Origin of the sequence: Paenibacillus favisporus (assembly GCF_040545415.1) — a bacterium.
Lineage (GTDB): Bacteria > Bacillota > Bacilli > Paenibacillales > Paenibacillaceae > Paenibacillus_AQ > Paenibacillus_AQ favisporus.
Genome location: NZ_JBEPLV010000002.1, coordinates 1087530 through 1100603, shown reverse-complemented (window position 1 = coordinate 1100603; position 13074 = coordinate 1087530). Strand labels below are relative to the sequence as shown.

13 protein-coding genes are annotated in these 13074 nt (G+C 54.1%); 8 read left to right on the top strand and 5 right to left on the bottom strand.

The genetic code is table 11. The features are described 5' to 3' along the window. Window positions 1-81: 81 nt before the first annotated feature. A complete protein-coding gene (locus ABID47_RS12935; protein ID WP_354497220.1) occupies window positions 82-1902 on the bottom strand; it encodes an adenine deaminase in 1821 nt (606 codons plus the stop codon). Between the two features lie 208 nt (window positions 1903-2110). On the opposite strand from ABID47_RS12935, the gene ABID47_RS12930 reads away from it, so the two are divergent. The 3 genes from ABID47_RS12930 to ABID47_RS12920 are packed head-to-tail and all read left to right on the top strand — an operon-like array spanning window position 2111 to window position 4871. Further along, the gene (locus ABID47_RS12930) at window positions 2111-3055 is read left to right on the top strand and encodes a D-alanyl-D-alanine carboxypeptidase family protein (RefSeq protein ID WP_354497218.1); all 945 of its coding nucleotides are present in this window, start codon (window positions 2111-2113) and stop codon (window positions 3053-3055) included. Between the two features lie 24 nt (window positions 3056-3079). Then, window positions 3080-3769 carry a response regulator transcription factor gene (locus ABID47_RS12925; protein WP_076168451.1) on the top strand — a complete coding sequence of 230 codons (690 nt, stop codon included), beginning with the start codon at window positions 3080-3082 and terminating at the stop codon, window positions 3767-3769. Then, a complete protein-coding gene (locus ABID47_RS12920; RefSeq protein WP_354497215.1) occupies window positions 3762-4871 on the top strand; it encodes a sensor histidine kinase in 1110 nt (369 codons plus the stop codon). Before ABID47_RS12925 ends, ABID47_RS12920 begins: the two co-directional genes overlap by 8 nt. Before the next feature lie 61 nt (window positions 4872-4932). Here ABID47_RS12920 and ABID47_RS12915 read toward each other — a convergent pair whose 3' ends face one another. Continuing rightward, a complete protein-coding gene (locus tag ABID47_RS12915) occupies window positions 4933-5988 on the bottom strand; it encodes an aromatic acid exporter family protein (protein WP_354497213.1) in 1056 nt (351 codons plus the stop codon). Between the two features lie 246 nt (window positions 5989-6234). On the opposite strand from ABID47_RS12915, the gene ABID47_RS12910 reads away from it, so the two are divergent. After that, entirely contained in the window at window positions 6235-6744 is a 510-nt protein-coding gene (locus ABID47_RS12910) for a hypothetical protein (protein ID WP_354497211.1), read from the top strand. A 39-nt stretch (window positions 6745-6783) separates the two neighbouring features. On the opposite strand, the gene ABID47_RS12905 is transcribed toward ABID47_RS12910, so the two are convergent. The 3 genes from ABID47_RS12905 to ABID47_RS12895 all read right to left on the bottom strand — a co-directional run bounded on the left by ABID47_RS12905 (window position 6784) and on the right by ABID47_RS12895 (window position 9045). Continuing rightward, window positions 6784-7866, bottom strand: a complete 1083-nt coding sequence (locus tag ABID47_RS12905; protein WP_354497209.1) for an AI-2E family transporter — start codon at window positions 7864-7866, stop codon at window positions 6784-6786. A gap of 117 nt (window positions 7867-7983) precedes the next feature. Then, the gene (locus ABID47_RS12900) at window positions 7984-8625 is read right to left on the bottom strand and encodes a phosphatase PAP2 family protein (RefSeq protein ID WP_354497207.1); all 642 of its coding nucleotides are present in this window, start codon (window positions 8623-8625) and stop codon (window positions 7984-7986) included. Window positions 8626-8838: 213 nt separating this feature from the next. Then, the gene (locus tag ABID47_RS12895) at window positions 8839-9045 is read right to left on the bottom strand and encodes a DUF1657 domain-containing protein (protein ID WP_094593650.1); all 207 of its coding nucleotides are present in this window, start codon (window positions 9043-9045) and stop codon (window positions 8839-8841) included. 145 nt (window positions 9046-9190) lie between these two features. Here ABID47_RS12895 and ABID47_RS12890 point away from each other — a divergent pair, with 145 nt between their 5' ends. The 4 genes from ABID47_RS12890 (at window position 9191) to ABID47_RS12875 (ending at window position 12971) form a co-directional block, all read left to right on the top strand. Continuing rightward, the gene (locus ABID47_RS12890) at window positions 9191-10051 is read left to right on the top strand and encodes a DUF421 domain-containing protein (RefSeq protein WP_354497204.1); all 861 of its coding nucleotides are present in this window, start codon (window positions 9191-9193) and stop codon (window positions 10049-10051) included. A 12-nt stretch (window positions 10052-10063) separates the two neighbouring features. Then, window positions 10064-10546 carry a stage V sporulation protein AC gene (spoVAC, locus tag ABID47_RS12885; protein WP_116231330.1) on the top strand — a complete coding sequence of 161 codons (483 nt, stop codon included), beginning with the start codon at window positions 10064-10066 and terminating at the stop codon, window positions 10544-10546. An 8-nt stretch (window positions 10547-10554) separates the two neighbouring features. After that, a complete protein-coding gene (spoVAD, locus tag ABID47_RS12880) occupies window positions 10555-11565 on the top strand; it encodes a stage V sporulation protein AD (protein ID WP_076168471.1) in 1011 nt (336 codons plus the stop codon). Window positions 11566-11786: 221 nt separating this feature from the next. After that, window positions 11787-12971, top strand: coding sequence for a peptidylprolyl isomerase (locus ABID47_RS12875; protein ID WP_354497201.1), 1185 nt, complete (start codon window positions 11787-11789; stop codon window positions 12969-12971). Window positions 12972-13074 lie beyond the last annotated feature (103 nt).

Here is a 13074-nt window from a genome sequence, read left to right as displayed (position 1 = left end):
CTTTGCCCACTAAAAAGACCGGCGGGGCCATATACGGCGCCCGCCGGTTCGGATGTTGTCCGCCCTCTTCAAATTCTTTGCTTAGCTCCGGAACAGCGGCACAATCTCAATGCCATCCGCGGAAATTCGGACCAGTCCTTTATCCGACAGTCGCAGCTCCGGAATGACGACCAGCGCCAGAAGCGACAGCGTCATGAACGCGTTGTTCAGCAGGCAGCCGGACTGAATCAGCGCCTGGCTGACCGCTTCGGACTGGCTCGCGACCGTTTCAAACGGCTGATCGGACATCAGGCCGCCGACCGGGAGCGGAAACTCTGTCCGGCCCGTGCGCGTGAGCATCACGACGCCGCCCTGCATCTCGGCAACGCGGTTTCCCGCCTGCGCCATCAGCCGGTCATCATTGCCGATGACCGTTACGTTATGGCTGTCATGGGCCACGGTCATTGCGATGGCTGCCGGTTCTTCAAAGCCGATCCCTGCCACGATGCCGAGCGCATGGCCTCCGCCTTGACCGTGGCGTTCAAATACCGCCATTTTGCAGAGGCCGCTCTCCGGCGTAACGCGAAGCGCCGAATCTTCCACCGGCACGTTCACCCACGTTTCCTTCGTCTCCACATGATTCTCCACGACCCCAATCGCACGGACCTCAACCGTTCCGCCCGTCTGCGGCGCAGCGATGACCAAATCCCGTTCTTCAATCGGACGCCCCAATTTGACGGTGCCGTACGCCTCTGCCGGTATGGCATAGGGCTCCCACTCGGCGGTCATCCGGCCTTCCTCCGCCACAACCTGTCCGGCTGCGATCGTCATCGTGACGTTCACGTCGGCCAAATTCCCGTCCAGCAAAATGATGTCCGCGCAGAGCCCGGGAGCGATCGCCCCGATGTCTCTGGCTACCCCGAACCGTTCGGCCGTATTGATCGTGGCCATCTGGAAAGCCGTTACCGGCTTGACGCCCTGCGCAATGGCGTGGCGGACGACAAAATTCATATGCCCTTCGTTCATCAGCGACTCGGAGCTTCGGTCGTCCGTGACCAGAATCATGCGCCGGGTATCCAGGCCGCCTTCGGTATGCGCCTTGATGGTGGCCGCAACGTCATGCCAGGCCGAGCCCTGCCGCATCTTGGCGTACATGCCGAGCCGGACGCGCTCGATGACATCCTCTGCACTCACGCATTCATGGTCTCCGTCAATGCCGCTTGCTGCATACACCGGAAGCCTCCAATCCCCGGAGCTCCATGTAAAGTGGCCGTCCGCGTATTTCCCGGCCCGCAGCGTCGCCTCGATCTCCCCGATCATTTTGTCGTCGCCGTATACGACGCCGGGAAAGTTCATCACTTCGCCCAATCCGATCATATCCGGCCCCCAGCTGAGCGCTTCCGCCACTTCTTCAGGCCCGATGTAAGCCCCGGTGGTTTCCAGCCCGGGGTGGGTCGACGGCACGCAGGATGCGACCTGCATATAGGCGGCCAGAGGCGTCGTTCTGGCTTCCTCCAGCATGAAGCGAAGGCCCGGCAGTCCGAGGACGTTCGAAATTTCATGCGCATCGAAAAACCCGCCGGTCGTGCCCAGCGGAAGCACCGCTCTGGCGAATTCGGTTGCCGTAAGCTGCGTGCTCTCAATATGACAATGTCCGTCCAGCAGTCCGGGCGCTGCATATTTGCCTCCGGCATCAATGACAACGGTACCTTCGCCGATGGTATGGCTCACGTCCTTGCCGACATAAGCGATTCGCGGCCCCTGTACCGCAATGGACATCTCCGGCACGATTTCGCCTGACAAGACGTTGACCAGTCTCACGTTCAGGATGACGAGGCTTGCTTTGCGGTCCCCGCGTGCGGTGGCGACCAAATCCCGGACACAGTCGGCCATCGGGAGTCTTTTCCAAGTGTTGTTGTTCATTGTAAACCCTCCAGTCTCTCTATCTCTCGATCGATGTCTGTAACTTTATCCATGCTGCCGGACGGCATTAGGTTAGTCATATTATATATCCGAACAGGGACGAAAACTTTACATTTCTTAAGATTTTCTTGTAGGGCAATTAAAGTTTGATGGTTAGACTGGTAAAAGAATGAAAGGTATTCAAAACGGATAAACGAGGTATGTTGCCATGAAATCAAAGCAAAAGCAAAAAAGAAAACTGATTGCGCTGGCGCTGCTGTCGAGCTTGACGGTCGCCGCGGCCGTCAGCCTGATCCGGTTTCCCATGATTACGATCAAGGCGCAGGCAGCCGTTCTTATGGATGCGGAGAGCGGAAAGGTATATTATGAGCATAACGGGTCTCAATCACTCCCGCCGGCCAGCATGTCCAAAATGATGACGGAGCTGCTCGTGCTGGACAGCATCCATCAGGGGCGAAGCACCTGGGATGAACCCGTCACCGCCAGCCGGTATGCCGCGAACGTGACGGGTTCCGAGATCGGACTCCGCGAAGGCGAGACGCTGACGCTGCGCCAGCTGTTTGAAGCGATGGTCGTGCACTCCGCCAACGATGCGGCGGTGGCCATTTCCGAACATATCGGCGGCAGCGAGAAAGAGTTCGTCAAACGGATGAACGCCAGGGCCAAGAACATCGGCCTGTCCCCCCAAGCCGTTTTCGCCAATGCGACCGGACTGACTTCAAGCGATCTGCGGCAGTTCAAGTCGGCGTCTTCGCGGGGAGAGACGATGCTGAGCGCGCAGGATGTGGCCAAACTGGCGAAGTGCCTCATTGATTCCTACCCCGAAATTTTAAATATTACGCAAAAGGCCGATGTCAGCATCCCCGAGAAACGAATTACGCTGCATACGACCAACGCGATGCTCCCCGGCGAGCCTTACGCCTATCCGGGCAACGACGGCTTCAAAACCGGGTATACGGAGCGGGCCGGGTACTGCTTTACCGGAACGACCGAAAAGGACGGCAAGCGGGTCATTGCCGTTGTTATGGGAGCGCCCGACACCGAGACCCGGTTCCAGGACGCCGCGGCCATGTTCGATTACGCCTTTGAGCATGCGGACAATCCTGCCCGCAGCTGGCTGACCCGAACGGTCCATGCCGTCTCGAACTTATAGACAAGCACTGATGGAGGTTTATGCATGCGCAACATTATGGTCGTCGACGACGACAAGGAAATCGCCAATCTGATTTCGATTTATTTGCAAAATGAAGGTTTTCACGTCATCTGCGCCTATCATGGCGAGGAGGCGCTCCAGCTGCTGAACGAGCATCCGGTCGACCTCATCGTGCTGGACGTGATGATGCCCAAACTGAACGGCCTTGAGGTCTGCCGCCAGGTTCGGGAGAATGAGTCGACCATTCCGATTCTGATGCTCAGCGCCAAGACCGAAGATATGGACAAAATCCTCGGCCTGATGACGGGCGCCGACGATTACATGATCAAGCCGTTTAATCCGCTGGAACTGACCGTGAGGGTCAAAACGCTCCTCCGGCGTTCTTTTCAATATAATGAACCGAAAGAACAGACGGATTCCACCCTTCGGATTCACGATGTGGAGATCAACCGGACTTCCCATAAGGTAACCGCTCGCGGGACCGACGTACAGCTCACCGGCCGTGAATTCGATATTCTTCACCTGCTCGCCTCCCATCCGGGAAGAGTGTTCAGCGCCGAGGAAATTTTCCAGCGGGTCTGGAAGGAAAAGTATTACGTCTCCAACAATACGGTCATGGTTCACATCAGCAACCTCCGGGACAAGCTGGAGAAAGAACTGGGCTACAAGCTGATCCAAACCATGTGGGGAGTTGGCTATAAAATCGATGCGTAGCATATTTAACAAGCTGCAGTGGAAAATCGTCACGTTATTTTTCCTCAGCGTAGCCCTGACGTTCGCTACGCTGATGATCGTCAAGCCGATCCTGCAGGCGGTGTACGACGATCATTTCAAAGCGCTGTATCCCTTTGTGGAAGCGCTCATCCGGGTCAACCGGATTTTTGGGTTTTCCGTGTGGCAGGCCGTCGTCGTCATTATGCTGTTCATTTTTTACTGCATGATTCTAAGCTGGGGCACGACCCGGAATTTGACCAATATCATCCGCGGAGTTCAGCGCATGTCTTCCGGCAATACGGATGTCCAGATTCCGGTTCGATCCAAGGATGAGCTCGGGCTGCTCGCCGGGCAGATCAACGCGCTGGTCTCCCAGCTGGAAGCCTCCAGGGAGGAGGAGCGTCTGGCGACCCAGGCCAAAAACGATCTGATCACCAACGTTTCCCACGATCTTCGCACGCCCCTGACGTCGATCATCGGCTATCTCCGGCTGATTGAGGAAGACAAATACAAGGACGAGGTGGAGCTGCGATACTACGTCAATATCGCCTATGAAAAATCCAAACGGATGAATCGGCTCGTAAACGATCTGTTCGACTATACCCGGATGGGCTTCGGCCAAATTCCGCTGCACCGCACCCCTATCGATCTCGTGCAGCTGATCGGTCAGCTGACTGCGGAATTTTCGCTCCAGCTGCGCAACCAGGACATGGAGATCGTCTTCTCGCCGCCGCAGGAGAAGCTGATGATCCAGGCCGATGGCGACAAGATCATGCAGGCGTTTGAGAATCTCATTACCAATGCGATGCGCTATGGTAATGACGGGAAGCAGATCCTGGTCGAGGCCAAGAAATTGGAGCAGGAGGCCGAGGTCCGGGTCATCAACTACGGACCGCCGATCCCGCCGATGGACCTCCCTTATATTTTCGAACGCTTCTACCGCGTCGAGAAATCGCGTTCCCTGGACACCGGCGGCGCCGGTTTGGGGCTGGCCATCGTCAAGAGCATCATCGAGCTTCATGACGGACAGATTTATGCTTCGAGCAACACGGCGGAAACGGCGTTTATCGTGAAGCTGCCGCTGATCGATCTGAAGGCGTAGCAACTTAAAACCCCGGTCAACTGCTTCTCTGCCGCAGATGACCGGGGTTTATGCATTCCTTTTATTTTTTAATCCACGATGCCCAAAATCCGGATTCATCGTCATCGGTTTTGTGATAATGCTCGACCAATCGGTTAAGCCGCTCCAGCTGATACCCGTAATCGTACATCGTGGCCCCCACGATGGATAAGCGCAGCCTGCCTTCGGGTTCCTCGATGGCCAGGCTAAGCACCCCCTGGATAAACGCGGTATTTTCCTGGTCCAGCTGCGAAGCTTCCAGGCAGTTCGGCTTGAGCTTCTCTTCGAATTTGAGCAGGATGTGCTCGTGAAACTTGATCAACCGTTCCAGCTGTTCGTCAAAGATCCGGTCGGTGCCGGCTTCCCGGTCCGACTGGAAATAATGCTCCTCCACCGCGTCGAGCACTTCGCGCCCTTTCCGCAGAGCATTCAGCATCTGCTTATAGACGACCAGCAGCCGGGTCTGGCTGAAGGAGGCCCGCTTCATCTTCTTCTGCTCCTCTTCAAACAGCTGATATTTGCTCGACAGCGATTTGATGGCATCCTCCAGCTCGCGCTTTTTATCACGGAACACATTTTCCTTGATTTCGTCCGAAATGGCCGTCCGCATGAGCAGCGACATCCGGTCGAACGTATTTTGGATCTGCCCGATAAACTGCTGCTTGGGCTTCGGCGGAAACAGCAAAATATTAATCAAAAAGGCCGAAATGATGCCGATCAAGCTAAGTGAAAACCGGGTCAGTGCAAACTGCCATTGCCCGGAGGCCTCCATCACGGCAATGACCGTAACCAGCGTCAGGCCGATCGTATCGCCCATCTTCAGTTTAAGACATATCATGATGACCAGGATGCACACCAGGCCGACGGCAATCGGCTCGTTCGAGAACACCTGGCCTGCCAGCAGTGCCAGTACGGCTCCCAGTGTATTCGTCTGGAGCTGGTCCAGAAAGTACCGCCATGAGCGGTAAATCGACGGCTGCATGGCAAAGATGGCCGCCACAGCCGCCATCACCGGCGAAGACAAGTTAAGCCAAATGCTGATATATAAAGCGAGGGTAACCGCGATTCCCGTCTTTAACATCCTCGCGCCAAAAGTCACGCTCACCCCTCCTAATTCTATCGTTGTATAGATTGAACTAAAGTTTTCATTGTTCTATATAGTACATATTGTATCGTCTTCCCGAATTAATTACCCGGTGAAGCCCTTTGTGATACCAAACCAAATATTACAGCCTGGGCCGAGGGCCCAGCATCTTTGAATATACATGTATGTTTTTCCAAATCAGGCGCATAATAGGACAGAAAAAATAAAGCATGACCCAATTCAACCAAGAGGTGAACTGACATGAATCCAATCAAAAATGCGCTGCTGGCCGGTACGCTGGCCTGCACCGTGTTCGCCGGATCCCACGGCATGGCTTTCGCCGACCCGGCGCCTGTTACTCCCCAAACGGACGACTCCCCATCTGCCCATATAGCTACGCCGGATCAGGACCGGAAGGAGAACGGCCATCACATCCGCCATGGACATCACGGCCGTAAGTACATTCTGCTTAAAGACGCTGCGGATCTGCTCGGCATGAGCGTCCAGGATCTCAGCAAGGAATGGAAGCAGGGCAAAACGCTGCAGCAGATCGCCAAGGAGAAAAAAGGCTGGAGCGGCGACGAGCTCGTCAAGAAGATGACAGCCGTCCAAAGCTCCAAAATCGATGCCGCCGTCAAAGCCGGCAAAATGACCCAGGAGCGTGCCGATCAGCTCAAGCAGAAGCTGCCCGCTTCCTTGAAGCGGTTTACCGAGCGGACGTACCGCCCGCACTCGGACCGCACTCAGCCAGGTTCCTACTCGCACATCTAACGCAAGGATATCCGCACAATAAAATCCTAACTTCAACCGTTAGGATTTTTTGTGTAGTATTTTTTTGTTCTTCCTGGCGGCTCCAGCGGGTTCATCTTTCGGCCCGTTGACCGGCACCTCCAGCAGATCCAGCAGGAACATGAACACCGGCACGCCGAGAATAAGTCCCCACACCCCGAAGAAGTGCTCGGAGATGATCAGGACGGCAAACGTATAAAATATCGGCAGATGCGTTTTATCCGACATAAACTTCGGATTCATGACGTACGCCTCGAACGCGTGCAGGACGGCCACCATGATCAGGACGTAAACGACCTTCATCACTCCGCCGATGCTGAACGCGATGGCACACAGCGGCACCAGTGAGACGATCACCCCCATGACCGGCACGAGGCCGAGCAGGAAGATCATCAGCCCGAGGGCGAACAGATTGGGAAATCCGAGGATCCACAGAAACAGCGTGGAAGCCGTTGCGTTAATAATGGAAATCAAAAACTGGACCTCGATCACTTTTCCGAAAGAAAACGTAAATTTTTTTCCGAAATAAGCTAATTCATCATAAAAGTAGGCGAATTTGCTGCTTCTGAACTTATCCGTGAAATGGGTCACTTTCTCTTTCTCCAGCATAAAGAACAAGCTCATAATGATCGCGATGGCAAAATTGATACCGACCTTGCCGATGTTGGAGATCGTTCCGGTCAGCAGGTTGTAACCCTGCTTGACGTACTGCGAAATATCAATCTTATGGATGTACTCCAGCACGTAGTCGATGACTTTATTGTCGGTAAGCTCCAGCGGCTTGCTGTAGAACGAAATAACCTGGTTGATCAGCACGTTCAGTTCACCCAGCAGCTTCGGAGCGTATTGATAGGTTCCGATCGACAGGGCTCCAAGAAAGACGGCATAGATAATTAGCACGGCGATCTTCTTGCTGATTCCCATTCGATTCGTAAACCGCCGGGTGAGAGACGAATGAATCCGGTTCACCAGGTATGTAATGATGAAGGTAATCAGAATGAGGTTCATCATGCTCCGGAAGACATACAAAAACAGCACGAGCAAAATGAGGACCATCACTTTTTTAACGGCAGGCAGTTGAACAAAATCTCTTAGCGACGTCATCGGACCGAAGCCATACACCCTTTCCTTTAAAAAGATCTTTATGCAATCATATTACGCGAGCGAGGCGTTTTCATGCAAGTTTCTGCCGCCTGATGTACGGTTTTCATTTCCTGGCGCCTATGGCCTTGGCTTCCAGTACTTTTCAAAGATATAAATGGACAGCATCAGCCACGTTGCGCTCGCCAAATACCCGCCGAAGACGTCGCTCGGATAATGCACCCCGAGATAGATCCGGCTGATCCCGATCAGCAGCGTCAGGGCCACCCCGATAACGATCATCGCAATTCTTCCGGCCAGCGCGGGAATATGCCTCCACAGCAAGTAGGTCAGCGTACCGTACAGGGCGAACGCAGCCATCGAGTGCCCGCTCGGAAAGCTGAATCCGCTGATTTCGATCAGCCGGTGCGTGTTGGGGCGCTGCCGCTGCATCCAATTTTTGATGATGATATTCCAAATTTCCGATCCTCCCACGGACAAGAGAAACATCATCAGCTCCTTGCGGTGCCGCAAAACCAGCCACAGAAACAGGAACGCGATTACGCTCAGCAGCGTCGCCACAAGCGATGACCCAAGGAAGGTGAAGCCCTTCATGATTCGGGTCAATCCCTCATTCTCCATCCCCTGAACTGCATCGATGATCGATTGGTCAAACCAGGCGATCCGGTCCGCTCGGACCAGGACCATCATGATTACGAACAGCACGCCCAGCACCAGGCTCATAACTAACAGCTTATTCAGCCGTCCTTGATTTGCTCTCATATCTATATGTACTCCTCTCTCTATAAACCCCCCGCTTCTGCCATGCGGTATGACTTTAATATTATCCATGAAGACCCGGCCTTTGTCACGCTTATCCGGAAGCAGAATTTGTCAGCTGCAGCATAAGCAAAAAGCACCGGCAAAACCGGTGCTTAAGGCAATACGTTATTGGACTGGAGCGGTATGGCCTGATACGGGGGATCAATTAAAGGATTAGAAACCTTTATATTGAGGCTCCTCGTTTTCAAGCTGTTGTACCCGGCTTTCCACCTGCTGCACGATTTGCTGGGTTTGCTGGGCAGCTTGAGTGAACAGGTTTTTAGCTTCCTGGTTTTGCGTGCCGAGAGCAAACGTCTCCAAGCTGGCTTGGGCGCTTTTCAGGGATGCAAGTGTCGTTTTGACTTGGGATGCAACGGTCATTGTTACTTTCACCTCCTTTACAGGATAAGTACGAAACATAATCTAACCTGCCTGAAATCAAAAAATTCATAAAACGAGAAGATGCTGCAAATAATTTTGTTATCCGCGTTTAAAGCAAAGATCTGGAATGGAGGAATTTATAGATATGCCGGATTGGATAGAGGTTATCGTTCGGACTTTGGCTTCTGTGGTCTTTCTGTTTGCCTTGACCCGTCTCTTGGGCAAAAGACAAATCTCCCAGCTGTCCTTCTTCGAGTACATTACGGGGATCACGATCGGTGACCTGGCGGCCTCCATCTCGCTTGATTTGAAAGCCACCTGGTACCTTGGCGTCATTTCCCTCGCCGTGTGGGTAGCCGTTTCGCTCATGATTGAATTTTTGCAGTTAAAGAGCAAGAAAGCCCGGGATTTCATTGACAGCACCAGTACCGTGCTGATCAAGGACGGCAAGATCATGGAGGACAACCTGAAGAAGGAGCGGCTGACAAATGAAGAGCTTATGGAGCAGCTCCGCGGGAAAAACGCCTTTAAAGCGGCGGAGGTTGAGTTTGCGATCATGGAGCCGAACGGACAGATCAACGTGCTGATGAAAAAAGAAAATCAACCGCTGACCCCCACCCATCTCGGCATCAAGGTCGGGCCGGAGAGCGAGCCTCAGACGGTCATACTGGACGGCAAAATCATGGACGAGCCGCTGGCTACAAGGGGCCTGAACCGGCGCTGGGTACATACCGAGCTCGAAAAACTGGGCGTATCGCTGGACAACGTCTTTATCGGGCAGGTGGATGCGTACGGACAGCTGTACGTCGACCTCTTCGACGATCAGATCAAGGTTCCCGAGCCGCAGCAGAAAGCGATGCTGTATGCGGATCTCAAAAAATGCCAGGCGGACCTGGAGATGTACGGACTTTCGACCAAAAACGAGCAGAACAAGGCGATGTACGAGCAGGTGTCCGCCCAGCTGGAGCAGGTTATCTCGGACGTCAAGCCATTATTAACCCGTTAGGAGTGAAGCATCATGGTCAGCAAAAAGAAAAAGAAACTGACGCCTGTCCAGCAGGAATACCAGGAATTGGCCAAAAAGCGCGAGCCCAGCAAGTTTACGTTCAAAAATTTATACAGGGCCTTTCTCGTCGGCGGCCTGATCTGCCTGCTCGGGCAGGCGGTGCAGCAGATGTTTATCCACTGGTGGGGCTTTGAGGAAAAGGCGGCCTCGAGTCCGACCGTAGGCGTTATGATCATCATCTCCGTCATTCTCACCAGCTTGGGGGTATATGACAAAATTGCCCAGTGGGCGGGCGCTGGAACCGCCGTCCCGGTCACCGGCTTCGCCAACGCCATGGCTTCGGCGGCGATCGAGTACCGCCGGGAAGGGCTCGTGCTCGGCCTCGGCGGCAGCATCTTCAAGGTTGCCGGACCCGTCATCGTGTTCGGTTCGGTCGCAGCCTTTTGCGTCGGCATCGCCTACATCATTTTTGATCCTAATATTGTAGGGGGGTAAGGATTCATATGCTGAAAGGCCATCAAAGCTGGGTGTTCGAGAACAAGCCTTCCATCAAGTCGAAAGCGGCGATCGTCGGCCCGTTTGAGGGTCAGGGTCCGCTGGCCGACGACTTCGACATTATCCACGGCGACATGTATTTGGGACAGGACAGCTGGGAGAAAGCCGAAAAGGCTTTAATGGAGGAAGCGGCCAAAATGGCGGTGCAGCACGCCGGACTGACCGAGGGACAAATCCAGTTTTTTCTCGCCGGCGACCTGATGAACCAGATTATCAGCAGCAGCTTTTCCGCGAGAACGCTGGCCATTCCTTATCTTGGCCTGTTCGGCGCATGCTCCACGTCGATGGAGAGCCTCGCGCTGGCCTCTTATATCGTAAACTCAGGCGGGGCAAAATACGTGCTCTCCGGAACGTGCAGCCATAATGCCAGCGTGGAGAAGCAATTCCGGTATCCGACCGAGTACGGCTCCCAAAAGCCCCCCACGGCTCAGTTTACGGTGACCGGGGCCGGCGCGGTCGTCCTGTCGCAGGACGGGGACGGGCCATACGTCACTTCCGCCACGATCGGCCGGGTGGTCGACATGGGCATCAGCGACCCGTTCAATATGGGCGCGGCAATGGCGCCGGCAGCGGTAGACACCATGGAAGCGCATTTCCGCGACCTGCAGATCGAGCCGGGTTACTACGACCTGATCGTTACCGGCGACCTGTCCAAGGTCGGGTATCAAATCGCCAACGATCTGCTGAAGAAGCATAACATTCCGATTCATCAGACGACCTATTCGGACTGCGGCATGATGATTTACGATTACGGTAAACAGAATGTTCAGGCCGGGGCCAGCGGCTGCGGCTGCTCGGCGGTCGTAACGTACGGCCACCTGCTGAACCGGATGCAGCGCGGCGAGCTGAACCGCATCCTCGTCGTGGCGACGGGCGCCCTGCTCTCCCCCCTCTCCTATCAGCAGAAGGAGAGCATTCCTTGTATTGCGCACGCCGTATCGATCGAACGGCAAAAATAAGGCATATCGCTATGGCCGCTCCCGGGGCATTCCCGTCCGGAGCGGTCTTTTATTTGGACACATCGTCTGCTTCCTGATTAAAACCGCCGCAAACAGCCGAATCTTAAAACAGGATTAAAAAAAATCTGTCACAATTTATGTCTTCTTAAGGATTATTTACGGCAAATCTGGTAAAGTGAACCCATAAGCGTTTTGCATATATTAAAGGAGGACAAGATTTAATGACAGACAAAGAAAGAGAATCGTTAAACAACGAAGAGCTGAACAATACCGAAACAACGGGGGAATCATCTGAACGGACCAGCAAACCGGCAGCCCCTTCCGAGAGCGGCGCACCGGTCCTCAGCGAAATGAAGCGCGACGGCGAGACGCCGGCCAAGCCAAATAAAGAGAAGACGCCTGCTCCCAAAGCGTCTGCTGCAGCGTCCGGTCCTGCTCCGAAAGCATGGTCCGGCGGAACTGGCAAGGTATGGATGGCCGTATCGCTCGTGCTTGCCGTCATTCTCGTCATTGTGCTGATCAAGCCTCCTTTTAATTCGGGTAGCAACCCGACGGTAGCGACGGTCAACGGCACGGACATTAAAAAGGACAAGCTTTATGAAGCACTGGTGGACGCCGGCGGCAAACAGACGCTGGACAGCCTCATCACGGAAGAGCTGGTCAACCAGGAAGCGAGCAAAAAAGGCATTAAAGTAACCGATGCCGATGTCACCAAGGAAATGGACGATATCAAGAAGGGCTTCAGCAGCGAAGAGGAATTCCAGATGGCTCTGCAGCAGTCTGGCATGACGGTGGAAGACCTGAAGAAGCAAATGAACATGCAGGTGCAACTCCGCAAGCTGCTCGAACCGGAAGTAAAAGTGACCGACGACGATATTAAGAAATATTTTGATGAAAATAAAGCATCCTTCAACACGCCGGAAGAAGTTAAAGCTTCCCACATTCTGGTGAAGACGAAGGAAGAAGCCGAAGGCATCCTGAAGCAGCTCAAGGGAGGCGCCGATTTCGCCACCCTGGCAAAAGAGAAATCGATCGACCCGGGCTCCAAGGACAACGGCGGCGACCTTGGCTTCTTTGCCAAAGGTGTGATGGAAGCACCGTTTGAAGAAGCAGCGTTCAAGCTGCAAAAGGGCGAAATGAGCGGCATCGTGCAGTCCAGCAACGGCTACCACATCATCAAGGTTACCGACCGCAAAGCGGCTCACACGGCTACACTTGACGAGAAGAAGGCTGACATCAAGGAAACGCTGATCACGCAAGGCATTTCTTCCAAAGCGTCGACCTGGATTGCCGACCTCAAGTCTAAAGCCAAAATCACCAACTCGCTGGATGATTCGGCTAACGCGGCAACCGATACGGCTGCAGGCGCAGACGCAGCCGATACAGCAGCAAATACAACGAAATAACAGCTTGTTTATCGAAGAAGCCCGAGGATAATTATCCTCGGGCTTCTTCTTTGTTTTTGAATAGGCGGCTTGCATGAGATCTTGGTCAAAGCTCTGCCTGGTG